Consider the following 26,470-nt stretch of genomic DNA (forward strand, 5'->3'; position numbering starts at 1 on the left):
ATACGTTATGGCCCGGCCAGCACGGCTCGCTGCGCGAAAAAGGAGAACTGCTCAGTTCGTATCGACACCGCCGACGGTGTTGCTGTCCGTGCCGGTCAGCGTCACCGTGCGCACCTCGTCGAACGTCGCGGTGGCCGCTGCGGGGCCGAACTCGTAGCTGCCCGTCGAGTCGGGGGCTTCGAGGAAGTACGTCCGAGTGACTGGGTCATCGCCGTCTTCGACCGCGCCGACGGGTTCGGTGAACTCAACGTAGCGCGTGCCGTTTTCGGTGTACACCTCGGCGTCGTCGCCACCGACGAGCGTCCAGTCGAACGGAATCGTATCGCGGACGAACGCAGATCCGGTCGAGCTCTCGACGGTTATCGTCACCTGATTCGTCTGCCCGGCGGTGAACACGGAGCCGTCGTCGGCCCGCGAGCCAGTTGCCTCAAACACCGTGTCGGTGGCCGTCTCGTCGAGGCTCGTGAGGTCTACGTCGTTGAACTTCGCCGGGTGTGGCTTGTTCTCCTCTGCGAGCGTGACCGCGCCGACGGCATCCACGAACCCGGCACCGATGTTCGCCGGGTTGTAGCCGCCGCGTACGTCCTTCGCACTCGCCTCCATGATGAGCAACACGTCGAGGGGGTCTGGGTACTCACCGTGGGTCTGGTTGTAGGCGTCCACGACGAGCGTGGCGACCCCGGCGGTGACGGGACAGGACATACTCGTTCCCGAGATTTTGCCGTACCAGATTTCTGCGTCCTGTTCGTTCGGGTCGCTCGTGCTCGCGTAGGCTTGGAGTGGGTCGTCCGGCGACAGCGTGCTCATGACGAGGTTGCCGTTCGCGCCGACGCCGTTGCGGTAGATGCCGAACGGGCCTTCCGGCTGCTGGCCCGCAGGCGGGGCTTCGCGCGCGGTGAGGTCGATTGTCCACGAGGCGGTGAGATTCGCGTACGGGACGATTTCGAAGTAGTACGTCTCGCCGCCGGTCACGGCTCCCGCGACGTGTTCGGGGTTGTCGAGGCTCGCGCCGCTTGCAACGACGGGGCCGTCTTTTGCGCCTTGATGGAGGTAGATGTCTAAATCTTGGCCCGGCGGCGTCCACGACACGTCGGCTTCGACGTAGCCCGCCTTCTCGGGGGCCGTCCACTCCTGATACGCCGAGTCACCGACGCCCGCGTCGCTCGAACCGGGGCCGACGGTTCCGGTAAAGGAGGTTTCAGAGAGCACCGGCTGGTCTGCGAGGTTCGCGTCGAAGTAGTCGGTCAGATTCGACAGCGCGAGTTCGCGGTCGTACTGTGCGCCCTCGCCGCCGCCGTCGTAGTCGGCGAATCGGCCACGAGAGGAGAAATCGGTGACCGTCTTGTCGTCGAACGTTGCGGCGACGCCGAGGACGTGCGGGGCTTTCGCGTAGTTGTTGAGCGTGTTCTCGCCGGGGCCGTCGTTGCCCGCAGAGAAAATGGGGAGGATACCGCGCTGGAACGCCTCCCACGTGGCGACGTTGAGCGCGTCGCTCGGCACGAAGTCGTCGGGGCTTGAACTGCCATACGAGTTCGAGACGATTTGCACGTCAGTTTTCCCTTGTTCCACCCGCGAGAGCAGGTGGTCGTAGGCTCCTACGGCTTGGACGATGAGGAGGGTCACCCCCGCCGAGTAGACGGTGAGTTTCGCGTCGGGGGCCATCCCGCGGTACTTGCCGTCGCTCGCGGTGCCGTCCCCAGCCACCGAGCCACTGGTGTGGGTGCCGTGGCCGTTGTCGTCGGTGTCTGCGGGACCGGCATCGACCCACATCGTGCCCGCATCGAGTGGGTCGGTGTAGCGCCAGTTGTGCTGGAGGTTCGTTTGGTGGTCGGGGTGGTCGCCGTCGATGCCCGAGTCGATGACCACCGAATGGGCGGTTTCGCCCGTGTAAAACAGGTTCTCTTGGACGATGTCCGCGCCCGTCGCCTCCCGCGAATCGTCGTTGTGGTAGTCGAGTTGTGTGTTCGCTTGGACGTATTTCACGGCGGGAATCTCCGCGAGCGTCGCAATCTGGTCGCCCGTGAGCTTCGTATAGGCAATCGGCAACACTTCGAAGGCGTAGTGGCCCGCCGGGAGGTCGAACTGGGTGATGAGGTCGACGTTCGCGGAGTCGTCGAACACGACCAGCACTTCCTGTAATTCGGTGCTGTCGGTGTCGAGACTGGTGTCGATGGTTGGAGTCTGTGCAAAGCCGCTCCCCGTGAACGGGACGAGAGTGGCTGCGCCCGCCGCGCCTGTTGCTTTTAGGAGTGTGCGTCTGCTGAAGCGCATGGCACTAGGCAACAATTGTCTATAAAATACTCTTCTGGCCAAATCGTCCAAACGTCTGAACTTCGGGCGTTCAGACCTGTTTGCTAACAATTAACACACTGCTTTCTCCTCAGCGCGCGTATCTCTCGCATGGCCTACGAGTACAGTTGCCCGGAGCCAGACTGTGGCTTCCGCGTCCGGGCGGGAAGCGAGTACGAGACGTTCGAACACGCAGAACTGCACGCAGAGGAAAAGCACCTCGTGTGGCACTCCGGAGGCGTCCTCCGAGAGACCACGAAACTCATCTAATTATTCGCTCACGATGCTGACCTCGCTGAAGGCAGCGAAGTCGCCGTTTGCCGCCCGCGAGACGGCCGCTTCCGCATCAACGAAGCCTGCGCCGATGTTCGCCGGAGTGTACGTTTCTCGGGCTTCCGTGGCGGTTGCCTCAATGGTGTTCAACACGTCGAGTGGTTCCGGGTACGACCCCGTCGCGTCGTAGTAGGCGTCTACCATGAGCGTGGCAATCCCGGCGGTGACGGGACACGACATACTCGTCCCGCTGAGCGGGCCGTAGTAGAGGTCGTTTCCGTCACCCGTCGCGTTGAGTGGGTCGAGCGGCGAGAGCGTGCTCACGACGGCGTTGCCGGGTGCGCCGACGCCGTTGCGATAGAGGCCGACCGGGCCGCTCACGGACTCGCCTGCGTGATACGCACTCAAGTTCTCGAAGGCGGTCTGGCGGTCGTAGTTCGTCTCGCCCGAGTACGAGGAGGCGCGACCGCGCGAGGAGAAGTCGGTGACCGCCTTCTGGTCGTCGGTGGCGGCCACGCTGAGGACGTGCGGGGCTTTCGCGTAGTCGTTGAGCGTGTTGGTCGCCGGGCCGGAGTTCCCCGCTGAAAAGACGGGGAGAATCCCGGCTTGGAACGCTTCCCACGTCGCCACGTTGAGCGCGGCATCGGGTTCGTAGTCGTCTGCGCTCGCGCTCCCATACGAATTCGAGACGATGTGGGCGTCGGTGTTTCCGGCGAGGCGCTCAGCGATGAGGTGGTCCATCGCAGAAACAGCGTGAATGATGAGGAGCGTGAGTCCCGCAGAGTAAACGGTGAGGTCGGCGTTCGGGGCCATCCCCCGGTTCTCGGCGGTGTTCGTCCCGTCGCCCGCAATCGACCCGCTGGTGTGGGTGCCGTGGCCGTTGTCGTCGGTGTCGATGTTGCCAACGTCCGTCCAGAAGGTGGTCTCGCTCGTCCCGAGCGGGTTGAGGTAGCGATAGTTGTGCTGGAGGTTCACTTGGTGGTCAGGATGCAGCCCCGAAATTCCCGAGTCGATGACGGCGGTGTGGACGTTTTCGCCGGTGTAGCCGAGGTCTGACTGAACGGTCGAAACGCCGGTCACCTCGCGGGCGTCTGCGTTGTGGTAATTGAGTTCTTTGTTGGCTTCGACGCGCCGGACGGCGTCCCACGACGCGACTTCCTCGATTTGCGACCCGGTCAGGCGGGTGTAGCCGATTGGGAGGACGTTCAGGCCCACGAAGCCGTCTACGAGGCTGAGTCCTGAGAGCAACGAGATGTCGTCGGTGGAGTCGAAGACAACGAGCACTTCCTGTGGGTCTTCGCTTGTGAGATTGAGAACGTCGTCAACGAGTGGCAACGACGCACCCGCGCTCCCGGTTGCGAGCGCCGTGCCGACGCTTGCCGCGCCGATGCCTTTGAGAAACGTCCGTCGTGGCGTGTTCTGACGTGCCATAGCAACTGCACGAGAATACCACATTAATATCTATCGCTGATTGCATTAAATTATCAAAATATCGAGTGACAATACCTCTCTTAGTCGAGGTTTTCGCCCTGATACGACCCCTCGTAAACGCCCTCGTGGTCGGCTTCTGCGAGCACCAGCTGGGCGATGCGCGCGCCGTGTTCGATTTCGATGTCGTGGTGGACTTGGAGCAGGCCTTCGCCTTTGCCTTCGTAGCCCGCGTCCCAGACCGCGGTGTTCAGCATACATGAGTTGCGAAGCAGCGACGAGCGCGGGTAGATGAACCCGACGTGTTCTTCGGGGATGGAGACGATTTCGGCATAGCGGACGATGTAGCCGCCGGGTGGCAGGTAGTACGCCCCGTTCGGGTCGGGCTCTTCAGGTGGCACTTCGACCACTTGTTCGCCCGCCATGCGCTGGCGGTCGCCAACTTCCTTGCCGTCCGTGCCGATTCGGCCGGGTTCGCGCTGTTCGAACACGGCTTCGAGGGTGAGGTCGATGCCGTTCGGTTGGATTTGTTCGTCGGTGACCGGGGTAACGTTGTCTGCAACGAACTGCCCGCTTCGGAACATACCTATGGGAGTTTGGCCCGAGAGCAAAGGTCTGCCGAAGCACGAACCTCCCATACAGCCATCATTTTACCGATATGCTTATCGCCTCGAACCCCATCCCAGTATTTGATTGAACGTTCAAACAACTCTGTTGGGCGCTCACTTGGAAACACACAATGGCATCTACAAACTGGACGGCGGCAGACATCCCCGACTCCACCGGCAAGACGGTCATCGTGACCGGCGCGAACAGCGGCATTGGCTACGCGTCGACGAAACAACTCGCGGAAAAGGGCGCACACGTCGTGATGGCGTGTCGGAGCGCAGACCGTGCCGACGCCGCCCGACGCAAACTCGAATCCGAGGTGGAGAACGCCTCGCTCGACACGATGGAACTTGACCTCGCAAGCCTCGACTCGGTCGCACAGTTCGCCGCCGCGTTCACCGACCGCTACAGCGACCTCGACGTGCTCGTGAACAACGCAGGCGTGATGATTCCGCCGTTCTCGAAGACCGAGGAAGGCTTCGAACTCCAGTTCGGCGTGAACTTCATCGGCCACTTCGCGCTCACCGGGCAGTTGCTCCCGATGCTCCTCTCTACACCCGATTCGCGGGTCGTGACGCTGTCGAGCCTCGCCCACCGCCGAGCCAGCATCGACTTCGACAACTTCCGCGGCGAGAAGTCCTACAGCCAGTGGCGCGAATACGGTCAAAGCAAGCTTGCAGACCTCATGTTCGCCCTCGAACTCCAGCGCCAACTCGACGCCCACGACGCGGGCACTCGCTCGCTCGCCGCCCACCCCGGCTTTACGCGAACGAACCTCCAGCGCCACAGCTCGCTCACGGACTTCGGCATCGGCTTTTTCAGCATGGACCAAGACCAAGGCGCGCTGCCGACCCTCTACGCGGCGACCGCGCCCGATGCACAGGCGGGCGGCTACTACGGCCCCGACGGCTGGTTCGAAATCCGTGGCTACCCGGAACCCGCGAAAATCTCCACGTCCGCCCGTGACGAACAGGTCGCAATACGGCTCTGGGAATACGCAGCGGAGGCGACTGGCGTCACGTTCTTCGAGGAAGGTGACAGCGAACACGACGAAGAAACCGTCGAGGCCTGACCCATTCTCGAAGTATTGAGGGTCACGCGCGTCGAAGTTCCGGTGAGAACTCTATGACCCATCCCGGCGTGCGAGCGGACTCAGGCTCCACGAAACACCGAATCATCGCGGCGGCGTTCGACGCGCTCGCCACCCACGGCTACGCCGACCTCTCGATAAAGGCCATTGGCGACGAACTCGGCCAGAGCCCCTCGCTCATCTACTACCACTTCGACGACAAAGACGACCTCCTGTTGGCGTTGCTCGACTTCCACCTCGCTCAGTTCACCGCAGAGTACTTAGACGGTGCTGGCGCAGACCCCGAGACGAACCTGCGTGCGTTCGTTGATAAACTCCTCCCGGAGACGGTCTCAGCGGACAAACGAACCTTCCTGCGCGTGTACGCAGAGCTTCGCGCACAGGCGGCTCAAAGCGAGGCCTACCGCGAGAAGTTCACGAAACTCGACTCGCTGCTCGTCACAACGGTTTCAGACTTCATCGAGGCCGGTATCGAGGCGGGCCAGTTCGCAGACGTAGACGTGCCCGTCGCCGCAGAACACCTCGTGGGCCTGTTGCTCTATGCGATGCAGACGCGCGCGACGACCACGCGCACGGCGTCTATCTCCTCGATTCGTGTCGCGCTCGATTCGGTTCTCGACGACCTCCGCGGCGAGGCTGTGCGACCGTCTAGTTGATATGTCACCAAGTGTCTATCAGTTCGCGTGAAAATGGCAATTCTTTCGAGAAAATTGCCGGCGGAAGCGGTGTTTATGATGGTTTTCCATGGCTAATTTCACGGGATTTATAACACTGTAGCCTGCATTTTTAGCTGATATGGGACAGACGCTTACGGAAAAAATTCTTGCTGACCACCTTGTCGAAGGGGAACTTGAGACAGGTGAAGAGATTGGTATCGAAATCGACCAAGTGCTCACACAGGACACGACGGGGACGCTCGTCTGGCTCCAGTTCGAAGCGCTCGAAATCGACGAAGTCCAGACGGAACTCGCCGCCCAGTACTGTGACCACCAGACCTACCAGTTCGACTTTAAGAACTCTGACGACCACCGCTTCCTCCGGTCTGCAGCAGGCACGTTCGGGGCCTACTTCTCCCGTCCCGGCAACGGCATCTGCCACAACGTCCACAAGGAGAACTTCGCCGCACCCGGCAAGACGCTCCTCGGATCTGACTCCCACACGCCAACGCCCGGTGGCCTCGGCCAGCTCGCCATCGGTGCCGGTGGCCTCGACATCGCCGTCGCCATGGGTGGCGGCCCCTACTACGTCGAGATGCCGGAAGTCGTGAACGTTCGTCTCGAAGGCGAACTCCCAGAATGGTCGACCGCAAAAGACGTCATCCTCGAGATGCTCCGTCGGCTCTCCGTCAAAGGCGGCGTCGGCAAAATCTTCGAGTACACCGGCCCCGGTGTCGAGACGCTCACCGTCCCCGAGCGCACGACCATCACCAACATGGGTACGGAACTCGGCGCGACGTCCTCCATCTTCCCAACCGACGAGGCGACGAAGGACTTCCTCTCTCGGGTCGGCCGCGAAGACGACTACGTTGACCTCCAGCCCGACGAGGACGCGGAGTACGACGACGAAATCGTCATCGACCTCTCCGACCTCGAACCGCTCATCGCGTGCCCATCCATGCCGGACAAGGTCGTTCCCGTCCGCGAAGTCGCAGGCACGCAGGTCGACCAGGTCATGGTTGGCTCCTGTACAAACGGTGGCTACACGGACATCCTCCCGGCCGCGAAGATGGTCGAAGGCCGCGAAGTCAACAAGAAAACGGAGTTCATCGTCGCACCCGGCTCCAAGCAGTCTGCAGAACTCCTCGCCCGTGAGGGCTGGGTCGCAGAGATGATGGCCGCCGGTGTCAACTTCTCCGAGGCAACTTGTGGTGCGTGTATCGGTATCGGTCACGTCCCAGCCTCCAACTCCGTCTCCCTGCGGACGTTCAACCGCAACTTCGAGGGTCGCTCCGGTATCGAAGACGACAACGTCTACCTCTGCTCGCCAGAGGTTGCCGCCGCCGCCGGTATCAAAGGCGAAATCGTCGACCCACGCGACCTCGCAGAGGAACTTGGCGACTTAGCCGCACCGGGTGCCGTGATGCCCGACAAATACAACGGCTCGAAAGCGGACATCATCACGCCGGACGAACCCGTCGACGACAGCCTCATCAAGGGGCCAAACATCGGCGACGTGCCGCTGAAAGACCCACTCGACGCCCATCTCGAAGGCTCCGCGCTCCTCAAGATGGAGGACAACATCACGACCGACCACATCATCCCAGCGACGCAGGACATCCTGATGTACCGGTCGAACATCCCAAAGCTCTCTGAGTTCACGCTCTCGCGCGTCGACCAGAGCTTCGCCCAGCGCTCGCTCGACTCCGACGGCGGCTTCCTCGTCGCCGGCGAGAACTACGGGCAGGGCTCCTCCCGCGAACACGCCGCGCTGTGTCCGATGTTCCTCGGCATCCAGGGCGTTTTCGCCCAGTCGTTCGCCCGCATCCACAAAGCGAACCTGTTCAACTTCGGTCTCATCCCACTCGTCATCGACGAGGAGACCTACGACAAGCTCGAACAGGGCGACGACATGGAAATCGTCGACGACGTCGCAGAAGGCGTCCGCAACGGCAAGGAGACGTTCACGGTTCGCGTCAACGACGACTGGGAGTTCACCGCAGAACTCGAAGCGTCCGAGCGCGAGCGTGAAATCCTCGCAGACGGTGGCAAACTGCCACACACGAAGATGCAGACCGAAGGCGGCGCAGCACCCGCAGACGACTAATCTCTCTTCCCTTCTCTTTCGTTTTCACCGGCCCCGAGCGACGACTCTCGGTCACTGACTCGCCCCACGCCAGCGGGAGGGACCCACCGGCAGAAAATGTTCGCCCAAATGTGATATATAGCGTTCCGTGCGTATTTCTCTCTGTGACAACGACGGCCGACGATGTCGGGCAGGCAGTCGAAATTCGGGAAGCAACGCGCACAGATTTGCTCTCAATTTTCCGCATCGAACGCCAGTCGTTCCCCCAGCCGTGGCCGTATCAGGCGTTCGAGTTTTTCGTTGGCGAACCGGGCTTTCTCGTCGCCGAAACCGACGACATCGTGGGCTACGTCGTGGCCGACGCGGTGGCGAACCATGGGCGGCCGATTGGCCACATCAAGGACTTTGCCGTCTCGCCCGCCCACCGAGGTGAGGGGATTGGCAGTTTATTGCTCGAACGCGCGCTGTTCGTCCTCGCCACCCACGGCGTGCGCTCGGTGAAACTCGAAGTCAGGGACTCGAACGCGGGCGCACAGGCGCTCTACAAACGCTTTGGCTTCGCCCCACACCACCGCGTTCCCGGCTACTACGAAGACGGCGAGGATGCGCTCATCTTCCTCAAAACAGACGAGTGAGGCGATTGCCTTTTTTCGACGGCTCACATTCCACCCATCATGGGATATGTCTGCCCGGTCTGTGAGGCACCGCAGATGGACGGCAAGCATCTTGCGAACCACCTCGCCTTCACCGCCATCCTCGGCAACGCCGAGCACGAAGCGTGGTTGGACGAACACGCCCCCGGCTGGTCTGCGGAGGGACAGAAAGAACTCGCCGCGCGCGTCACCGAGTTCGCAGAAGAACGCGAGTACCCGCAGGTGTTCGAGGATACGACGGGTCACAACCACGAACACGACCACGAACACGACCACGACGACGTGCGCCCGGGCGACCTCTTCGATGACGAGCCAAACCATGCACACCACACGGAAGCGCCCGACCAGTCGCCCGAGTTAGACGCGAAAACGCAGGCGGCGATGGAGGAGGCAAAGCGGATGGCGGAAGAACATCGCGCGAAAGACGAAGACGAAAACGCGTAACTGCGTCCCGCCACATACACAGACCATGCACAAAGACGGCCTTTTCTCGCCCGAGACTATAGAGGACGCCCGCGAGCAGTTCGAACAGGTCGGCCCCGCCGCCCAACTCACGGTCAAAGAGACGGCGAAAGCGATGGCGTTCGACCGCGAGGAGTACCACGAACGTGTCACCGACGACGTGGTCACGACCGCACGAAACGCGCTGTTCTCCTCACTGCTCAAAGTCACCGTCGGCACCCGCGAAGAGTTCGACGAGTGGTGTGCCGCCCACGACGAGTACGACGTCGTCGAAGCCGGAAGCGACAGCGTAGACCACGTCGTCTGGCACGTCGCCCCGTTTGCGAACACAGTCGTGGCCGCCACCTTCCAGAACGAGGAGGCGGCCGCTGTGGCAACCCTGCGTCGCCAAGCGTTCGGCCGCATCTACCGCGAGACGCTCTAACTCTAGCGAGGCGCTTTTTCCCGTTCGCTCCCAACCCTCGGTATGCGCCCGGTCACCCGCAACGCGCTCCTCGCCATCGGTGTGTTTCTCGTCCTCTTGCTCGCGCTCGGTGCGGTGCCGAGTCTGCTCAATAGCGGCGACCCCTACTACCTGACCGCGACGCCCACAGACGGCGACCACGAGGTGGTAAACGGGTCGTTCCTGCCGAGTAATCGCTATCCCTACACCAGTGTGGCGCTCGCATCCGGGCAGTCTGAACCCTACTGGAAGGGGCCGATTGGCCTGAAAGAGGCGTTTACCCACTCACCTTTTGACGAACGGTCGGCGCTTGGCCAGCGCAACCCCGCCGCCGTGGACGGTGACGCAGTGTACGTCTCTCACAACGGCACACTTTATCGGATAACGGTTGTACAGGACGTATGACCGAGTCGCGCGACCACGACTGGCCCGTTCTCGAATCGAAAGCCGAGTACGAAACCGGCTGGTACACCGGCGGCTACGACCTCGTCACCCAACCGGACGGCTCCGAGAAGAAGTACTACTGGGCGGAACTACCCGACGCCGTCGTCGTGGTGGCTGTCGCAGACGACGAGATTATTCTCGTAGACCAGTACCGGCCCGCCATTGGCGAGCAGTGTCTCGAACTCCCCGCAGGCATCGTCGAGCAAGGCGAATCCTACACCCAAGCCGGGGCGCGCGAACTGCAAGAAGAAACGGGCTTCGCCGCAGACAGCCTCGCCCTCATAGAAGAGTTTTGGTGCTCAACTGGCGTGTTGCGCCACCGCCGCGGAATCGTGTTCGCAGAGGGCCTCCGCCCCGTCGAGCGCAAACTCGACGGCAATGAGTTCATCACCGTCACGTCGGTTCCCGTTGATGAGGCGTTGGAACTTGCTCGAAAAGAACCCGCAAACGACGCCACGATTGAAGGCATTCTACTGGCGAAAGAAGAAGGCCTCATCTAGCTCCTCTCCTCAATCTCTACAACCCAGTCAGCTCACCAACCGCCACGGGTGGGACTGAAAGGGGCCGCGTTTTCGGCGAGCGAACCGACGTAAGCACTGCAGCCGAACGGAGTGAGGCGAAGCGCGTGGTTCAAAGCGGCAAAGCCGCTTTGGCATCTCAGAAACCTCCGATTTCTGGCGACAGCGAGGTGCAGCCGTTGAAAACGCAGGGGCTTTCGAGGTGGTTGATTCCTCTCTGTCTCAACAACCCCGTTTTCTTCTTTTTCATCTCAACCCAGATGCTTATCCTCACCCACCGAATAAACCACGTATATGACCGACCGCAGGGACGACGAAATCGCGCCGGACGAGGTCAAAGCGCTGCTCGATGAGGGCGCAGACGTGCGTATCATCGACATTCGTTCGCCCGGAGCGTTCGCCCGGGGACACATCCCCGGCAGCGAGAACATCCCGTTTCACAGCCTCGTAACCAAGATCCCGACGCTCACAGATGCAGACCACATCGTGACCGTCTGCCCGCACGGCGTCTCCAGTTTACAGGCAGTGCGGCTCATCTCGTCGTACGAAGGCACGTCTCACGCCCGCGTCGAGAGCCTCGCTGGCGGGCTGGATGCGTGGGAGTACGACTTTGCAACCGGCGGGCTCGAAGCAGAGCAGTCCAACGAAGGCCCCGGCGCGCCGTTTTAGCACCGCTGGCGCTCTGTTTTCGTAGAAAGTGAAGGTGTGGCCCGAAGGCCGAAGGTGACGATTCAGTTGAAGGTCAGGCGACGTTGAAGCCCTTATCGCGCAGGAAGTCCTCTACGCGGCCCGTGTGGTTCCCCTGGAGTTCGATGGAGCCGTCTTCGACGGTGCCACCGCAGGCGAACTTCGATTTCAGGTCAGACGAGAGACTATCCATGTCCACGTCCTTTGGATCGAGACCTTCAATGATCGTTACCTCCTTCCCATAGCGACGCTCGTCGATGCGGATGTTAATCTGCTGTGATTCCCGAGCTACGTCCTCACAGACGCAGAGTTCCTCGGGCAATCCACACGTCGAGCACACTTCCGACATTACGACCCGAGATACGAAAGGGACCTACTAAACGCTGTCGGGTGTTGTGTTTTTAGAAATTCGTGAGACGCTACCGACCCAGCCGCCGCACCAACGGGGTTGCGTCCCGGACTTTATCGGTCACGAGCGAGAGCGCTTCGTCTGCCTCCTCGCGGCTCACGCGACCAGCGTACGTCGCTCGCTCGTATATTGCGCCGACTCGCCGCGCATCGCCGTCTGCGTCCACTCTCGTCAGATACTGCCGGGGCGTCTCGCCCGGTCGACGCGGTCCGTGATGACGCGAGAGCAGGTATTCGAGGCGGGCGAACGCGCGTGCGGCATCCTCTTTTGGCGTGCCAGACTGTGGCCAGCGCAGCCAGAGGGCGCGATAGGCGCGCTTCGACGCTCCCGTGCGGTGGGCACCCGCGGCCATCCCGACGAGCGCGACCAGCCCAACGGCGGTCTGTTCGCGGCTCGGAATCGGGATGCCACCACCCCCATCTTCAGGCGCGGCTCCATCGGGACCGGGTGGTGGCGTACTCGTGTTCGAGGTGCCCTGTGAGCCGGGGTCGCCGCCGAGAATCTCGGAGAGGCGGTCGTCGTCGGGGCCGGAGACGGTGTTGTTCGAACTGGTGTTCGTGTTCGTATCCGGCGTCTCGGTGGTCGTCGTCGCGCCGGTTTCGTTCGTATCGACGTTCTCCTCACCGGCCGCTCGCGCTTGGGTTAGGCGTTGGGTTTCTGCGTTTTCGCGCGGGCCTGCGGGCGTCGGGTCGAACTGCACCCAGCCGGTCTCGGGGAAGTACACTTCCACCCACGCGTGGGCGTCTAAGCCGCGGACGACCCACTTATCGTCTGCGACCTGTTCGCCGGGCGTGTAACCAACCGCGAGGCGCGCCGGGATGCCTTGGGTGCGGAGCATCGTCACCATCGTCGTCGCGTAGTAGGTGCAGTAGCCGCGGTCCATCTCGAAGAGGAACGAGTCTGCGATGTCGCCGTCCGGCCGTTCAACGTCTAAGGAGTACGCTTTGTTCGATTCGAGATATACCTCGATGACGCGCGCGGTGTCGTAGGGGTTCTCGGCGTTGGCCGTGATTTGCGAGGTGAACTCACCCACGCGGTCGGGCGTCGATTCGGGGAGTTGGAGATACCGGTCTTCGATGTATTCTGGGTAGTCCGTCCCTGCCGAACGCAGTTGGTCGGGGTGGGTCTGGGGCACCCGGCTCAACACTGTGTAGCGGTCGCCTTCGCGGAGTGAGCCAAGCGGCTGGATACCCTCGTGTTGGGTCACCCGCGTCCGGTCTGATTGCGTCCCGCGGACGCTCACTGGCTTCCACGCCGAGGGCATCGTGTCCATCCGACTGGTCTCTATCTCGAACGTCTGGACGAGTCGCCGCGAATCACCCTCCGGCGCGGCGAGCGAACTCGTATAGAGCGTGCTTTCGCCGGTTCGCACCCAGCCGCCACCGGTGTAGCGGTCGTAGCTGCCAACTTTCCAGTACTGTGGGCGGTCTGCGGTCACGCTAAAGCGCACCTCCGGTGAGAGGCTGATGCTCCCGAGGACGGCGACCTCCTCGTCTGCGGTGAGCAGGTTCGATTCGATGGTGTCGCCGCCTGAGTGGCCCGGGAACAGCGGGTTCGACGCGCCGCCGGGCACGACGCTGATGGTAAGCGAGAGCACGACCATCGTCGCGAGCACGACGGTCAACAGGTCTGCCTGTCCGAGCCTCGCGCCAAAGCGTTCGAGTTCGCCAAACCCGACGAGTGCGGCGGCGGCGGTCACGCCCATCGCGGTGAGCAGCATGTCAGCGTCTCCCGTGAGGACGAACAAGCCGAGGGGAATCGCGCCGACGAGCGCACCGAGGGCGTAGCGTCGCTGCATGACGAAATACCACGAGAGGAACACTGGCCCGGGCGCAATTGCCATCGCCCAGACGCTGGCTTTCGTCACCCGAAGAATCGACAGGCCGGTCATGAGCGCGGTCACGTCGCTCAGGACGCGCTCGGTCTGGAGGAGCAGGGCAAAGCCGTCGGGAATCGACTGGAGGTAGACCCACATGCCGCCGCCGAGCATGATGGCGGCGAGCAGGAGGGCAACCCACGAGGAGAGATAGCGCGCGAGTAGCGTGCTCACGAGGAGCGTCCCGGCGACGAGTACGAGGAGGTCGGTAGAGCCACCGACGATGGTCGTCACCTCGTACAGCACGTTCACGTAGGAGATGGTCAGGATGGCGGCAGCGACGAGCGAGAGGACGCGAAGCGGGTCGCGCAGGCCGAAGTCGGTGCGGTCGACAAAGGAGGGGGTTTCAGTACTCATGGCTCAGGGATCCCGCCGTCTGCGGCCACCGCAGCCCGGCGAGTCAGGTCGCTAAAGGTCAGTTCACGGTCGCGCAGCGAGAGGGTCGTCGGGCCGTCGCCCGTCGCAGAAACGAGCACATCAGCAGCCTCACGGCGGGCGGTTGCGACCCCGCCGGCGGGCGTCTGGGCGAACAGCGTGAGGACACGGTTTCGTTGGCTATCACCGCGGGCGCGGGTGACGTGGCCACCGGGGGCGGTCACGTCGCAGGAAAGTCCCGAATCGAGGACGTAGGCCGCGACGCTCGCGGCGGCACAGGCCATCTCGTCTGCGCGCCCGGCGTCGCCCTCTGCGACGATGGAGAGGCCGTCTTCTTCTGCCTCACCGATGAACTCCGCGACGAGCAGGTCGCCATCGCGTTTCGCGCTCGTCTTCCAGTGGATGTCGCGCAGCGGGTCGCCGGGGACGTACTCGCGCAGGCTGTCGAACTCTTGGCGCGAGATGACGGCAGCTTCGTCAAAGAGGAGATTCAGCGTGTGGCGTGCGTCGTCTGAGAGGTCTTCGAGTCGCGGATAGACGAGCGTCCGCGTGATGAGCGGGTACGAGAAGGTGCGCTCGAACAGGCCGAACATATCTCGAACCGAAACGGTGACCGGGCCGAGTTCGTGTTCGCCCCGCCGGTCGTACTCGATGTCGTAGGTGATGGTGCCGGGGACGGATGCCTCGAAGTGCGTCTTCGTCGAAGACAGCCCGTCGCCAACGGCGTCGGTGATGCTCGCGCTCGCGGTGTTCGTGCCTTCGACGATGAGCGAGACGGTTCGCGTCTCTCCCGGGAAGCCGGGCGCTGGCTGGCTTCGTTTCACGTCCGGCTTCGAGAGGCGCGTGCTCTGGATGGCTCCCGCGACGAGCGCGATGGCAGCGGGAACGACGATGGCGTTCAGCGCTCGCCCGCCGAACTGATAGGACATGGCGAGTGCGAGTGCGATGGCGACCACCACCACGATGCCCCGGCGGGTGATGCTCATGGAACCGAAACGGCTTCGAGTGCGTCCTCGATGAGTTCGCGCTTGGTCACGCCAGCCGTGTCCGCGCCGAGTTGGATGCGGTGGGCGAGCACCGACACGGCCTCCTGTTGGACGTCGTCGGGGATGACGTAGTCGCGGCCGTCGATGACCGCACGGGCTTGGGCGGCGCGCAGCAGTGAGATGGAGCCGCGCGGACTCACGCCGAGGACGGCGTTTTCGCGGGTGTGGCCCGCAATCTGGGTGACGTAGCGGCGAATCGGCTCCTCGATGGACACCTGCGAGACGGTTTCGCGGGCCGATTGGAGGGCTGCTGCGCTCGCAACCGGCTGGAGTTCCTCGATTGGGTGATGGCCAACGACGCGCAGGAGCATCTCGCTCTCTGCGTCCTCGTCGGGGTAGCCGAGGTGGAGTTTCTTCATGAAGCGGTCGACTTCGGCCATCGGGAGTTCGTAGGTGCGATTTCGCTCGACGGAGTTCTGGGTCGCGATGATGGTGAAGGGCAGCGGGACGCGGTGGGTGTCGCCATCGACCGTCACCTGTTCTTCTTCCATCGCCTCTAACAGCGAACTCTGGGTTTTCGGCGGTGCGCGGTTGATTTCGTCGCCGAGGACGAAGTTTGCGAAAATTGGGCCGGGGCGGAACTCGAACTCTCGGGTTTGCTGGTTGAAGACGTTGACGCCGGTCACGTCAGAGGGGAGCAAATCGGGAGTGAACTGGACGCGTTTAAACGAGCAATCGACCGACCGAGCAACGGCGCGCGAGAGCATCGTCTTCCCGACGCCGGGAACGTCCTCTAAGAGGATGTGCCCGCGTGCTAAGATGGCGGTGACGATTTGCTCGACGGTGCCGTGATTTCCGACGATTACCTGTTCTACGTTCTCGATTATGTCCTCTGCGAGTGCGCCCGCGTCGTCGATGGACAACGCAGTAGTTGCCGCACTCGGTTCGGCGCTAGTGATGTCGGCGTCTGTCATGGGAGGGGTAGTTACGCTCTACAATGAGGTTGTCTGACACTCCGGAGGCTGGTTACAAATGCTTTCTGTCATATACCCAACGAGAGTGTGCACCTCTTCGCCCGTTATAGTGCCCCAGAATATCTAACGTTACTGGGCACTCAACCCGTCAACTACCAGGATTTACACGATTCACAGACTAACTCGTCCCCATCGCGCCACCGGCGCTCGACGACTTCTCCGCACGCCTCGCAGGCGGCACCCTCGGGTGACCACGCGTAGGTCGAAGTGGCGGGCGCAATCTCATTCGCACTCGGTTCCGGGGCCGCGTCTGCCTCTTCTTCTGCCGCCTCGCCCCCGGCGAACGCATCGAGCGTCGAATCCTCGCTCATACCTACTCTCTCGGCGCGACGGACTTATACCGTCTGCCGTGTCGGACAGTAGCAATCAAATACCCGCAGTACAATCCCACGACTATGGCAAACATCGCTTTGGAACTCCTGAACAACGCCGTCGAACTCACGATGCGCTTTACTGACGTCGCCCTGAGCGACCCACTCTCTGCGCTCTTGCTCACGATGGGCGCGCTCCTTACGGGCGTCTCGATGCTCGCTCTGCTCTACCTCGGCCTCGGTGCGGTGGGCGACGCGATGGTCGGTGACGTCACGCAAGGACCGCCCCAGCAAGGGCAATAGCCGTCTCGATATCTGGGCCAAGCGGCGACCCCATCACGATGCTATCGACGTGCGCGAGGACGCCGTCCACCTTTTCCGCCACTTCGTCGGGCGTCCCCGCGATACAGAAGGCGTCTATCATGTCGTCGGTGACCGCACCGAACGCCGCGGTGAATTTACCGGCGCCAATCTGTTCACCAATCTGTGCCGCCGCATCGGGGTCGATGCCGTGGCGTTCCAACACTGGCGGTGCGGCCCCGCCCGCGATGAACGCGACCGGCGGCCGGGCAGCCTCGCGCGCCGCCTCCCCGTCTTCTGCGATGCTCACGCTCGCGTAGGCCGCAGCATCGAACGCGCCACGGTCGTCGGGACGCATCGCTAACCCCTCAGAAATCTGGCCCGCCGCCCACTCGACATCGGCCGGGTGTGAGGCGTTTATCAGCACACCGTCTGCGTGTTTCGCGCTCATTTTGAGCATGTGTGGCCCCTGTGCGCCAATGTAAACGGGAATCTCGCCCGCGTCGTAGTTGAGGCCCGCATCGGTCGCCGTAAACGTCCCATCGTGGGTGACGCGCTCGCCCGCCCACAGCCGTTGGGCGACTTTCATCGTTTCGAGCACCCGCCGCAGGGGCCGGTCGCGGTCGTAGCCCAAATTCGTGAGCGTCGAGCGGTCGCCCGCGCCCAGCCCGAACACCGCGCGGCCGTCCGTCGATTCGTCGAGCGTCGCCATCCGCGAAGCGAGCGCCACGGGGTGGGTTTCGTAGGGATTGACGACGCCAGGGCCGACGCGCAGGTCGGTCGTCGCCTGTCCGATGCGGTCGAGTGCGATGAACGGGTCGCGGTTGTTGTAGTGGGCGGAGACGAATCCGGTGTCGAACCCAGCCGCTTCCGCCAACGTTCCGTACTCCGCAAGCTCCGAAACGGGGTGTTCCGGGGTTAGCTCAATTCCGTTCATACGACCACCCTCTGAGTGCTTGGCGGACGAAATCTGTCTCGACAGACCGATACAGGTTCTCGCTGCCGCCGTGGTCACCGAACTCCCAGTCGCGGACGATGGTCACGGGTGTCCCACCGTCGCCTTCGCCCGAGACGAGGTTCGCCGCGCCCGCCAGTTCGTCGACGACACACTGGACGGTGACGCCGAGTTCGCGGCCGTCTCTGTCGCGCTCGCCGCGCCAGTCGCGGCTCGCCGGCATGCCCGCCCACCCAATCGCCACCGCGCGCTGGCCGTGACGAAACGGTCGGCCGCAGGTGTCGGTCACGACGACGGGGACGCCGAGTTCGTCGTGAATCCGCGCGGCGCTTTCACTCGGGCGTTTCGGCAGGAGAAGCAGGTCTGCATCGGGGACGTTCGAGCGGTCGATGCCCGCGTTCACGCCGACGTGGCCAAAGCGGGTTTCCGTAAGTAAGAAGGGCGCGTCCATCACGATGTCCGTCGATTCTTCGAGCACGGCTTGGGCGAAGCGTGGGTCTTTTTCCTCGCCGGTAATCGCTTCGAGAGTCGCCGCGATTTCGCGGGCACGGGGGCCGGCCGGGAACTCAGCAAGATTGGCCTGTCTGCCCTCCGCCTTCGAGATGATGGTGCTCGCAATCACCACGACGTCGTCGGGGTCGAGCGAGACGCGTTCTGCGATGAGCGCGGCGATGTCGTCGCCCGGACGCACCTCGGGGAGGTCGGGCACCGAGAACAGTTCCATAGGTGTTGGTCGCTGTCGTCACCTAAAAAGCGACCCGATAGGTGCAAGCTACCCGTCGATGCGCGAGACGGAGATGGCGTCGCCGTCGACATCCACAACGAGCATGGTCGTCGTGAGCGCGGGGGCTGCGCCAGTTGCACTGCCCGGATTCAACAGACGTACGCCGTCTACCACTTCGTCGAGCACCTGATGGGTGTGCCCGGAGACGCCGATGGTCGTCCCTGCCGCGTGGTCAGCGACAATACCAGCCACTCGCTCTTTGTAGGTGTCGAGATCGCCGGTGCCGTGGGTGACGACGAAGCGAACCTCGCCCACGTCGAGGGTGGCAACCTCTGGCAAGTCGAGGTCGTCTGCATCCATGTTTCCGAGACACGCCGTGAACGATTCACCGGCAATCTCTTTGACGCGCTCGAAGGCGTCAACCGAGTCGAAATCGCCCGCGTGAATGGTGTACTCGGCTGATTCGATTTGGGCTACCACCCATTCGGGGATGGTCTCTTTTCGGGAGGGAATGTGCGTGTCTGCGATGAGTGCCACGCGTGGCATACGCGGAGATTCACCGCCCGCCCTTCTAAATGTTCGCCGGACGAAGGAGGTGTATGGCCCGAGACCTGTCGGTCGAAACCATCCGCGACGACCGCGACCACGGCTCGGCACAGCTCTCGTTGTGGGCACTCGACGTCCTCCACGAAGGCGCGAAAGCGGCCGACGATTGGGAGGACGTCGCCGCCCTCGCCCGCGACCTCGTCGCCGCCCGCCCGAGCATGGTGGTCATCGAAAACCGCATCAATCGCGTGCTGCACGCCGCCGCCCACACGCCAGAGGCGGTGGCCGCCGAGGCTCGCGCCGTTCGAACGCGCGCAGAACACGCAGACAACGCGGCAGCAACCGAACTTGACTGCCTTTCTGGGAAAACCGTGTTCACGCTATCGCGCTCCGGGACGGTGCTCACCGCCCTCAACCACGCGACGCCTGCCCACGTCATCGTCGCCGTCTCGAACCCCGGCGGCGAAGGCGTCCGCGTCGCAGAGAGGCTTGCCTCGACGACGAAAACGACGCTCGTCTCGGATGCGGGTATCGCCCAAGCGCTCGCGGACTTCGACGTGGCGTGTGTCGTCGCCGGCGCGGACACGATTCTCGCAGACGGCAGCGTCGTGAACAAGGTCGGAACGCGCGTCGCGGCGAGCGCCGCCAACACGCTCGGAATCCCCTTCTACGCCGTCTGCTCGCTCGACAAGGTGAATCCGCGAGACGGCTACGACCCCGAGCCACGAGACGCGGCGGAACTGTACGACGGCGACGCAACCCTCGGCGTGTCGAATCCTACCTTCGACCGCACGCCACCCGACCTCGTGACGGGGATTGCGACCGAGGCGGGACTGTTCGACACGGGTGACGTGGCGACCGTGTCTACGGAACTGCGCGGACTCGCTGATTGGTAAGCGTCAAATCCCTCCATCCGATACGTCTCACTGGGCGGCGGTGACGACAGTTACCCCCTCTGAGCCCCTTGTGACGACGCTCACATTCTGAGCCGCCCACTCTCTATGGTTGTGAGCGGCCCGTACCCACACGCGCACCAGTTACGTTCGATTCGTGCTTAGTTCTTCCATGCACCGTCGTCGGTTTCTCGCCACAGCCGCCGGACTCAGCGCCGCTGCGGGCTGTCTCACGGGTGGGTCGCCAACGGAGCCGACGACCACCGAACCCGTCCCGCCCCTCTCACTCGCAGAACAGGGCATCCCGAGTACAATTTGCGAGGAGGAGATCAAACCGAAAACCATCCGCGCCATCGTCGAACCGCGATTCGGCACGAGCTGGAACGGCCTCGAAATCGAGTCAAAATATCTCCGGCGCAACCAACTGACTCTCGCCGACCACCAGACCGTCATCGGCCTCCGCGATGACGAGCGAGCGCGAGCCTACCCGCTCACGATTCTCTGGTGGCACGAGATAGTGAACGACGACTTCGGCGGCCCCGTTTTGATAACGTATTGCCCGCTCTGTGGCAGCGGCCTCGTCACAGACCGACTCATCAACAACGAGCCAACGCGCTTTCTCGTCTCCGGCCTCCTCTGGCAGGCACCGGGCGTCTACACCGCCGCGAGCGAACTGGAGAACAGAACGTTCGTCGCCTACAAGAACAGCTCGGTTGTCTCAGAACACGTCCGCAACAACGCCAATCTCGTGATGTTCGACGAGGCGACGCGCTCCTATTGGAGTCAAATTCTCGGGCGCGCCATCTGCGGGCCACTCGAAGGCGAGCGTCTCGTCATCCGCCCTTCAGAACTGACGACGTGGGGCGACTGGAAGACACGATACCCAGACACGGACGTCCTCCTTCCGCCACCGTATTCGACGGTAGTGGAGTGATGGAGAAGCGCACCACTCACAAAATTACGATTTAAAAAAATTTGAGCAAGTCGTCGCGCTTGTTCGCGTGGGCGTGCTCTCGAAGCGCCTCGTTCAACGTGTCGATGTTGCCGCGTTTGGCGGTAATCGGGCAGATAACGTCTTGCCACTGCTTCCACGGCGGGGCGAGGCCGAGTCGGTCTGCGAGGTCGTTCAGGCGCTCGTCTTTGTCGTCCACCTTGTCCATCTTGTTGACGGCGACGACGACGGGAATCCCGAGTTCTCTGAGGAAGTAGAACATCTCCACGTCGTGGGGAATCGTCTCGTCTGTGGTGTGGCGGTCAATGATGTCGATGACACTCTTTCCGTCCACGACGAGGACGCCGAGCATGATGTTGTCCGCGTTTTCCTCGATATAGTGAACGATGTTGGTCTTGATCTCCTCGCGGTGGTCTTCATCCACGCCGGACATGAATCCGAAGCCGGGGAGGTCGGTTATCATGAAACTCTCCGGTGCCCAGTCGAAGTGGTTCGGTTGCCGGGTCACGCCCGGTTTCTTGCCCGTATTGAACTTCTTGTGGCCGGTGAGAAGGCGCATAAGCGTCGATTTCCCGACGTTTGACCGCCCGACGAGGACGATTTCGGTGTCGCGGTCGGGGCGATTTTGGAACATACGCTCTCTTTTCGCTCAGGCTTGAAAACCACCGCGGGTTATTTTTCACCCGCCCCCGTCGATTCGGTGTGCGACTCGTACAGGTCACCATCCCGGCGGGCAAACGTGAGGCGATTCTCGATACCTTGGACGACGAAGGTATCGACTACGTCCTCACCGACGAGACGAGCGGCCGGGAGTTCACCGGTGTTGTGTCGTTTCCCCTCCCAACGAACGCAGTCGAACACGTCCTCTCTCGCCTCCGCGAAGTCGGCGTCGAAGAGCACGCCTACACCGTCGTCATCGACGCAGAAACCGTCATCTCACGGCGCTTCGAGGCGCTCAAAGAAAAGTACGACGAGAGCGAGGCGGGCAACGAACGAATCGCCCGCGAAGAGTTGGTCGCAACTGCAACAGACCTCGCGCCCTCGATGGTCATCTACGTCACCATGACGGTGGTGAGCGCGGTCATCGCCACCGCCGGACTCTTGCTCGACTCACCAGCGGTCGTGGTCGGGTCGATGGTCATTGCACCACTCATCGGCCCGGCGATGGCTTCGAGTGTGGGGACGGTTATCGACGACAGCGACCTGTTCCTTCGCGGCGTGAAGTTGCAGTTCATCGGCTTTGCGTTCGCCATCTCCGCGGCCGCCCTGTTTGCTTTTCTCATCAAGACGATTCACCTAATTCCGCCGGGTATCGACCCGACCGAAATCGGGCAGGTCAGCGAACGCCTGTCGCCCGATTTCCTCTCGCTCGTCGTCGCCCTCGGTGCTGGTATCGCGGGCGCGTTCAGCCTCTCGTCTGGCGTCTCCGCCTCGCTCGTCGGGGTGATGATTGCCGTGGCACTCGTCCCGCCCGCCGCCACCGTCGGCATCGGCATCGCGTGGGGGCTTCCGATGGTCGTTCTCGGCTCTGGCATCCTCGCGCTCGTCAACGCACTCTCCATCAATCTCGCCGCGATCTCCACGCTCTGGTACACCGGTTATCGCCCAGACCGCTGGTTCAAACTCGATGCGGCCCGCACGACGACGATAAAGCGGATTGGCGTCCTTCTCGGTGCGATTCTCATTCTCTCTGTGTTCCTTGGCGGCGTGACCTACGCGTCGTTCACGAGCGCAACTGCAGAAGAGGACATCCAGAACCAAATCGAACAGACGCTTTCCGCACCCGGCTACGAGCAGGTGACGCTGCTCGACGTGCAGGTGGAGTTCACGGATAACATCATCACACAGCGCCCTTCTGATATCATCGTGTCTGTCGGTGTCCCGCCGGATACCGAAAAGCCACCGCTCGCCACGACGTTGCACGCAGCAATCGCGGAGAATCTTGGTTACGACGTTACCGTACAGGTGCAGTTCGTCGAACTCCAAGCCAGCTGAGCGCTCGCTATTTTTCCTTGTCTGACGTAGGAGGGGTATGGGGTACCGATTCATGACGCGCACCCTCGCACTCGCTGCATTTGTGGTGCTCGCAGGGTGTTTGGGGACGATTGATTCACCGGGCGCTGATTCTGCCACCGGACAGCGAACGATTCAGATTTCGGCTGTGGGCGAAGCCACTGGCGAACCAGACCAGGCAGTCGTAACGCTCGGCGTCAGCGCGGTCGCTGCATCCGCAGACGACGCTCGAACGCAGGTTGCTGCCGACGTCTCTACGATGCGAACCGCGCTCCGCGAAGCGGGCGTGGCTGACGACCAACTCCAAACAGCCTCGTTTTTCATCGGTGAAGAACGGCTAACCGACGAAACCGACTCCCGGATGTTCCGCGCCACGCACCTGTTCCGGCTCACGCTCACGGATACCGAGTCGGTTGGCGCAATTATCGATACGGCCATCGAGAACGGGGCGACGAACGTCCAAAGTGTCCAGTTTACGCTCTCGACCGATCGGTCGCGCGAACTGCGAGCTGTGGCGCTCGAAGACGCTATGGCGAATGCACGTAACCAGGCGGACACGCTCGCCGCGGCCGCGTCACTCTCGATTAGCGGGGTTCAGTCGGTAGAAACGGGGGAACTTTCGGTCGGGCCGGTGTTCCGAGATGTCGCCGCAAGCGCGGAGACGACCATCGAACCCGGGCCAGTGACCGTCACGGCGCAGGTAACGGTGGTGTACAACGCGACTGTCTAGCGGATGGTGAACTCGTGTTCGTAGCCGATGGCTTCGACGGCCGCGTCGAGCGTTTCTTCGACGCCTTCGTTTTCGGTGACGCTCATGTAGCAGTCGGCTTCGACCTCGTCTGAGCGGTCGATTTTGTTGGCGACGGTGAGCACTGGCTGTTGGTCGAACTGCGCAACGAGCGCGTCGCGCAGGGCGAGTTGGTCTGCGAGTGGGTAGCCACACGAGGCGCTCGCGTCAACGAAGACGAGCACCACGTCGGCGAGATGTTCGAGCGCGCTCACGGCTTGGGCCTCGATGTCGTTGCGTTCGTCTGCGGGGCGGTCGAGCAGGCCGGGGGTGTCCACAATTTGATAGCGGATGCGGTCGCGCTCGATGTGGCCGACGTGGACTTGCGTCGTCGTGAACGGGTAGGTGGCCGTTGCGTTGCGGGCGTTGGTCACGGCGTTTACGAACGACGATTTGCCGACGTTCGGGTAGCCTGCGACGACGATGGTCGGCTCCTCGGGACGGATGTCCGGCAGTTTGCGGAGGATGTCGCGGGCTTCGTTGAGCCGCTTTAAGTCGTCGTCAACCTCTTCGGTCACGTCTGCGAGGCGGGCGAACGCCTGTTTTCTCACCTTGCGCGCGGTGTCAACATCGCCGCTCACGCGGCGCTGGTACTCCTTTCTGATGTCGCCGCACTTGCGTCCGGCCCACATCACTTCGGAGAGGCTCTTTCTGAGTTCGTCTACGTCTACGAGCGCGTCTGCGAGCTCGTAGTAGAAGGGGTCGACGTCATTGAAGTCGGGCCACGACGTGCCGACGTTCTGGAGATTGTCAGAGAGAATGTTGGCGGCCGTCATCAGCATCGACTGCTGGGCGTCGAGGCCCTTCTTGGCACGACCCGCTCGCGCTGCCCGCGAGAAGGCCTTATCGATGAGTTCGTCCGACCGCGGCGTGGTCGGGAGGTCCTCGAAAATCATGTGCCTCGCTATGCGAGCCGAACATAAAAGCCCGTTCGTTGGCGTTTCCGAGCGTGTCTCCGTGTCATGGCGAACAGCCAGCCAGTGGTTTACGCGACGAGCGTGGCCGGACTATCGCAGTCCTCGTCGCGGTTTACAGTCAGGACATACGGGCGGTGGCCGCGGCTTTGCTGATAAAAGTTCGCTCGCTCAGCGTCGGTCAGCTAGTTCCGCACGCAGGTCTTCGAGGTCCATGTCCTTCATCGAGAGGAGCACCAGCATGTGGTAGACGATATCCGCGGCTTCGTGGGCCAGTTCGTCGTGGTCGTCGTCTTTCGCCGCGAGGATGAGTTCGGTGACTTCCTCGCCCAGCTTTTCGAGGACGGCGTTTTCTCCCTTCTCGTGGGTGAACAACGACGTAGTGTACGACCCTTCGGGAAGCTCTTCTTTGCGCGATTCGATGAGGTCGAACAGCTCGTCGATAACGTCGTCGCTCATAGTTGGCCGACCTCACGAATGTCTCTCAGTTCGTCGAAGTCTGCGAGCGGGCGGCGGCCGTCTTCGAACACGGCGTCTGAGATGTGGATGGGTGCGTTCGTGCGCGAGACGAGCGCGAGGGTGTCGCTCGGGCGGGCGTCGATGACGGTGGTGTCGCGCGGGGTGTTGAGATAGAGGTCTGCGATGTACGTCTCGTCTTCGAGCGTGCTGATTTCGACGTGGTCGATGTGGCCGCCGAGTTCCTGGACGAGGTCTAACATGAGGTCGTGGGTGAGCGGGCGGCCGATGTCGATGGCGTCCATCCCGCGGGCGATGCTCGCCGCTTCCTCGAAGCCGATGAAGATGGGGAGGATGTCGGTTTCGTCCTCCACGGCGAGTAAGACCACGGGCACGGGGCCGTCGGGCGTGTTGGCGACGCGGACGGCCTCGATACTGGCGTTCATACTCACACCCAAGCGGGGGCGAGTAAAAAGGGTGTCACTGCCGGTCGAAAAAGGCCAGTCCGTGGATGCGCGCGTCGGCGGTCAGTTCGGGGTGAAATGAAGTGGCGATGACGTTGCCGTCGCGGATGGCGACGGGGCGACCGTCCCACGCGGCGAGTATCTCGACCCCGTCGCCCACCTCGCTGATGAGCGGCGCGCGGATGAACACGGCCGGGAACGGTTCGTCGAGGCCGGTTACGTCGAGGGGGGCCTCGAAGCTGTCTTTCTGGCGGCCAAAGGCGTTGCGCTCGACGGTCACGTCGATGATATCGAGCGTTTTCACGCGCTCGTCGTGGGCGTCTTTTGAGGCGACGATAAGCCCGGCGCAGGTGGCAAGAATCGGCTTTCCGGCTGCGTCGTGGGCCTTGATTTCCTCGTCGATGCCCTCTTTTTCGAGCAGCCGCGAGATGGCGGTTGACTCCCCGCCCGGGAGGAGCAGCAGATCACAGTCGGGGACGATGCCCGCTTTGCGGATTTCGACGGCGGTGACGCGCTCACCGAGCGACTGGGCGGCCTTTTCGATGGCCGCTGCGTGTTCGCTGACGTCGCCCTGCACGGCGATGACGCCGGCTTTCAGACTCATAGCTCACGGTAGGAAAGACGCGGCGAAAAAGACCCGGTTTCGTGGGCGGTGTTACAGTGCGTTCAGCACCTGAATCATGATGCCGAAGAAGATGCCAAAGGCAACGACCGTCTTCGGGTCGATGCGGATGGCGTTGCGGTCTTCTGCGTCGAAATAGCGCACGAGACCGGCGCTTGACATGAGACCGCCGGAGTTCTGGCCTTTGCTCATACTCACCACAAAACGAGCGAGTGC

At 62.6% G+C, this 26,470-nt stretch carries 32 protein-coding genes; 15 read left to right on the forward strand and 17 right to left on the reverse strand.

All coding sequences use genetic code 11. The features are described from left to right. Positions 1 to 51 precede the first annotated feature (51 nt). Positions 52 to 2,271: a S8 family serine peptidase gene (locus V5N13_RS10440; RefSeq protein ID WP_336360712.1), complete on the reverse strand. Its 2,220-nt coding sequence runs from the start codon at positions 2,269 to 2,271 to the stop codon at positions 52 to 54. A 129-nt stretch (positions 2,272 to 2,400) separates the two neighbouring features. Here V5N13_RS10440 and V5N13_RS10445 point away from each other — a divergent pair, with 129 nt between their 5' ends. Then, the gene (locus V5N13_RS10445; RefSeq protein WP_332897859.1) at positions 2,401 to 2,559 is read left to right on the forward strand and encodes a hypothetical protein; all 159 of its coding nucleotides are present in this window, start codon (positions 2,401 to 2,403) and stop codon (positions 2,557 to 2,559) included. On the opposite strand, the gene V5N13_RS10450 is transcribed toward V5N13_RS10445, so the two are convergent. Next, positions 2,560 to 3,993 (reverse strand): S8 family peptidase, encoded by a 1,434-nt coding sequence (locus tag V5N13_RS10450; protein WP_336360713.1) that lies wholly within the window; start codon positions 3,991 to 3,993, stop codon positions 2,560 to 2,562. Between the two features lie 80 nt (positions 3,994 to 4,073). Continuing rightward, complete coding sequence (locus tag V5N13_RS10455; RefSeq protein WP_442904924.1) at positions 4,074 to 4,574, reverse strand: deoxyuridine 5'-triphosphate nucleotidohydrolase; 501 nt, start codon at positions 4,572 to 4,574, stop codon at positions 4,074 to 4,076. A 155-nt stretch (positions 4,575 to 4,729) separates the two neighbouring features. Between V5N13_RS10455 and V5N13_RS10460 the strand changes: the two genes are divergently transcribed. From V5N13_RS10460 to V5N13_RS10500, 9 genes are all read left to right on the forward strand, one after another. Further along, a complete protein-coding gene (locus tag V5N13_RS10460; protein ID WP_336360714.1) occupies positions 4,730 to 5,671 on the forward strand; it encodes an oxidoreductase in 942 nt (313 codons plus the stop codon). Positions 5,672 to 5,724: 53 nt separating this feature from the next. Next, positions 5,725 to 6,345 (forward strand): TetR/AcrR family transcriptional regulator, encoded by a 621-nt coding sequence (locus V5N13_RS10465; protein WP_336360715.1) that lies wholly within the window; start codon positions 5,725 to 5,727, stop codon positions 6,343 to 6,345. A 139-nt stretch (positions 6,346 to 6,484) separates the two neighbouring features. Beyond that, complete coding sequence (locus V5N13_RS10470; protein ID WP_336360716.1) at positions 6,485 to 8,452, forward strand: aconitate hydratase; 1,968 nt, start codon at positions 6,485 to 6,487, stop codon at positions 8,450 to 8,452. A gap of 143 nt (positions 8,453 to 8,595) precedes the next feature. Next, positions 8,596 to 9,066, forward strand: coding sequence for a ribosomal protein S18-alanine N-acetyltransferase (rimI, locus tag V5N13_RS10475; RefSeq protein ID WP_332897865.1), 471 nt, complete (start codon positions 8,596 to 8,598; stop codon positions 9,064 to 9,066). Positions 9,067 to 9,105: 39 nt separating this feature from the next. Beyond that, a complete protein-coding gene (locus V5N13_RS10480) occupies positions 9,106 to 9,528 on the forward strand; it encodes a DUF5810 domain-containing protein (RefSeq protein ID WP_336360717.1) in 423 nt (140 codons plus the stop codon). Positions 9,529 to 9,553: 25 nt separating this feature from the next. Further along, a complete protein-coding gene (locus tag V5N13_RS10485) occupies positions 9,554 to 9,970 on the forward strand; it encodes a DUF5809 family protein (protein WP_336360718.1) in 417 nt (138 codons plus the stop codon). Positions 9,971 to 10,012: 42 nt separating this feature from the next. Beyond that, on the forward strand, positions 10,013 to 10,393 hold the full coding sequence (locus V5N13_RS10490) for a hypothetical protein (protein WP_336360719.1): 381 nt from the start codon (positions 10,013 to 10,015) through the stop codon (positions 10,391 to 10,393). Beyond that, positions 10,390 to 10,932, forward strand: coding sequence for an NUDIX hydrolase (locus V5N13_RS10495; RefSeq protein WP_332897869.1), 543 nt, complete (start codon positions 10,390 to 10,392; stop codon positions 10,930 to 10,932). Before V5N13_RS10490 ends, V5N13_RS10495 begins: the two co-directional genes overlap by 4 nt. Before the next feature lie 312 nt (positions 10,933 to 11,244). Next, on the forward strand, positions 11,245 to 11,619 hold the full coding sequence (locus tag V5N13_RS10500) for a rhodanese-like domain-containing protein (RefSeq protein ID WP_332897870.1): 375 nt from the start codon (positions 11,245 to 11,247) through the stop codon (positions 11,617 to 11,619). A 73-nt stretch (positions 11,620 to 11,692) separates the two neighbouring features. Here the strand turns inward: V5N13_RS10500 and yciH are convergent, their stop codons facing one another. The 5 genes from yciH to V5N13_RS10525 form a co-directional block, all read right to left on the reverse strand. Then, positions 11,693 to 11,986 (reverse strand): stress response translation initiation inhibitor YciH, encoded by a 294-nt coding sequence (gene yciH / locus V5N13_RS10505; protein ID WP_276245642.1) that lies wholly within the window; start codon positions 11,984 to 11,986, stop codon positions 11,693 to 11,695. A gap of 70 nt (positions 11,987 to 12,056) precedes the next feature. Continuing rightward, a complete protein-coding gene (locus tag V5N13_RS10510; protein WP_336360720.1) occupies positions 12,057 to 14,279 on the reverse strand; it encodes a transglutaminase TgpA family protein in 2,223 nt (740 codons plus the stop codon). Beyond that, positions 14,276 to 15,283 (reverse strand): DUF58 domain-containing protein, encoded by a 1,008-nt coding sequence (locus V5N13_RS10515; protein ID WP_336360721.1) that lies wholly within the window; start codon positions 15,281 to 15,283, stop codon positions 14,276 to 14,278. Before V5N13_RS10515 ends, V5N13_RS10510 begins: the two co-directional genes overlap by 4 nt. Continuing rightward, a complete protein-coding gene (locus tag V5N13_RS10520) occupies positions 15,280 to 16,257 on the reverse strand; it encodes an AAA family ATPase (RefSeq protein ID WP_336360722.1) in 978 nt (325 codons plus the stop codon). The genes V5N13_RS10515 and V5N13_RS10520 overlap by 4 nt, the downstream gene beginning before the upstream one ends. A gap of 152 nt (positions 16,258 to 16,409) precedes the next feature. Then, positions 16,410 to 16,628 (reverse strand): DUF7573 domain-containing protein, encoded by a 219-nt coding sequence (locus tag V5N13_RS10525; RefSeq protein ID WP_336360723.1) that lies wholly within the window; start codon positions 16,626 to 16,628, stop codon positions 16,410 to 16,412. A gap of 84 nt (positions 16,629 to 16,712) precedes the next feature. Between V5N13_RS10525 and V5N13_RS10530 the strand changes: the two genes are divergently transcribed. After that, positions 16,713 to 16,931 (forward strand): hypothetical protein, encoded by a 219-nt coding sequence (locus tag V5N13_RS10530; RefSeq protein ID WP_332897875.1) that lies wholly within the window; start codon positions 16,713 to 16,715, stop codon positions 16,929 to 16,931. Here V5N13_RS10530 and V5N13_RS10535 read toward each other — a convergent pair. Genes V5N13_RS10535 through V5N13_RS10545 form a run of 3 tightly spaced genes read right to left on the reverse strand, consistent with a single transcriptional unit; the run spans position 16,900 to position 19,153 of the window. Next, a complete protein-coding gene (locus V5N13_RS10535) occupies positions 16,900 to 17,865 on the reverse strand; it encodes a 5,10-methylenetetrahydromethanopterin reductase (protein ID WP_336360724.1) in 966 nt (321 codons plus the stop codon). The two genes, V5N13_RS10530 and V5N13_RS10535, sit on opposite strands and share 32 nt — an antisense overlap. Further along, on the reverse strand, positions 17,852 to 18,607 hold the full coding sequence (locus tag V5N13_RS10540) for a coenzyme F420-0:L-glutamate ligase (protein ID WP_336360725.1): 756 nt from the start codon (positions 18,605 to 18,607) through the stop codon (positions 17,852 to 17,854). Before V5N13_RS10540 ends, V5N13_RS10535 begins: the two co-directional genes overlap by 14 nt. A 48-nt stretch (positions 18,608 to 18,655) precedes the next feature. Then, positions 18,656 to 19,153 carry a metallophosphoesterase family protein gene (locus V5N13_RS10545; protein WP_336360726.1) on the reverse strand — a complete coding sequence of 166 codons (498 nt, stop codon included), beginning with the start codon at positions 19,151 to 19,153 and terminating at the stop codon, positions 18,656 to 18,658. A gap of 53 nt (positions 19,154 to 19,206) precedes the next feature. Between V5N13_RS10545 and V5N13_RS10550 the strand changes: the two genes are divergently transcribed. Together V5N13_RS10550 and V5N13_RS10555 are read left to right on the forward strand one after the other, a co-directional pair. After that, positions 19,207 to 20,049: a translation initiation factor eIF-2B gene (locus V5N13_RS10550; protein ID WP_336360727.1), complete on the forward strand. Its 843-nt coding sequence runs from the start codon at positions 19,207 to 19,209 to the stop codon at positions 20,047 to 20,049. Between the two features lie 169 nt (positions 20,050 to 20,218). Next, a complete protein-coding gene (locus tag V5N13_RS10555; RefSeq protein ID WP_336360728.1) occupies positions 20,219 to 20,980 on the forward strand; it encodes a DUF3179 domain-containing (seleno)protein in 762 nt (253 codons plus the stop codon). 31 nt (positions 20,981 to 21,011) lie between these two features. Here V5N13_RS10555 and engB read toward each other — a convergent pair whose 3' ends face one another. Then, entirely contained in the window at positions 21,012 to 21,632 is a 621-nt protein-coding gene (engB, locus tag V5N13_RS10560; RefSeq protein WP_336360729.1) for a GTP-binding protein EngB, read from the reverse strand. A 68-nt stretch (positions 21,633 to 21,700) separates the two neighbouring features. On the opposite strand from engB, the gene V5N13_RS10565 reads away from it, so the two are divergent. Then, a complete protein-coding gene (locus tag V5N13_RS10565; protein WP_336360730.1) occupies positions 21,701 to 22,993 on the forward strand; it encodes a TIGR00341 family protein in 1,293 nt (430 codons plus the stop codon). Between the two features lie 37 nt (positions 22,994 to 23,030). Next, entirely contained in the window at positions 23,031 to 23,741 is a 711-nt protein-coding gene (locus V5N13_RS10570; RefSeq protein ID WP_336360731.1) for an SIMPL domain-containing protein, read from the forward strand. On the opposite strand, the gene V5N13_RS10575 is transcribed toward V5N13_RS10570, so the two are convergent. From V5N13_RS10575 to V5N13_RS10595, 5 genes are all read right to left on the reverse strand, one after another. After that, complete coding sequence (locus tag V5N13_RS10575; RefSeq protein WP_332897883.1) at positions 23,738 to 24,694, reverse strand: NOG1 family protein; 957 nt, start codon at positions 24,692 to 24,694, stop codon at positions 23,738 to 23,740. The two genes, V5N13_RS10570 and V5N13_RS10575, sit on opposite strands and share 4 nt — an antisense overlap. 189 nt (positions 24,695 to 24,883) lie before the next feature. Further along, positions 24,884 to 25,171 carry a phosphoribosyl-ATP diphosphatase gene (hisE, locus tag V5N13_RS10580; protein ID WP_332897884.1) on the reverse strand — a complete coding sequence of 96 codons (288 nt, stop codon included), beginning with the start codon at positions 25,169 to 25,171 and terminating at the stop codon, positions 24,884 to 24,886. Continuing rightward, positions 25,168 to 25,614, reverse strand: coding sequence for a bifunctional nuclease family protein (locus V5N13_RS10585; RefSeq protein ID WP_336360732.1), 447 nt, complete (start codon positions 25,612 to 25,614; stop codon positions 25,168 to 25,170). Before V5N13_RS10585 ends, hisE begins: the two co-directional genes overlap by 4 nt. Positions 25,615 to 25,648: 34 nt before the next feature. Beyond that, positions 25,649 to 26,236: a pyridoxal 5'-phosphate synthase glutaminase subunit PdxT gene (gene pdxT / locus V5N13_RS10590; protein ID WP_336360733.1), complete on the reverse strand. Its 588-nt coding sequence runs from the start codon at positions 26,234 to 26,236 to the stop codon at positions 25,649 to 25,651. Between the two features lie 51 nt (positions 26,237 to 26,287). Then, positions 26,288 to 26,446, reverse strand: coding sequence for a preprotein translocase subunit Sec61beta (locus tag V5N13_RS10595; RefSeq protein WP_332897887.1), 159 nt, complete (start codon positions 26,444 to 26,446; stop codon positions 26,288 to 26,290). Positions 26,447 to 26,470: the final 24 nt, after the last annotated feature.

The sequence above is a fragment of the Haladaptatus sp. ZSTT2 genome (assembly GCF_037081775.1).
Taxonomy (GTDB): Archaea; Halobacteriota; Halobacteria; order Halobacteriales; family Halococcaceae; genus QDMS2.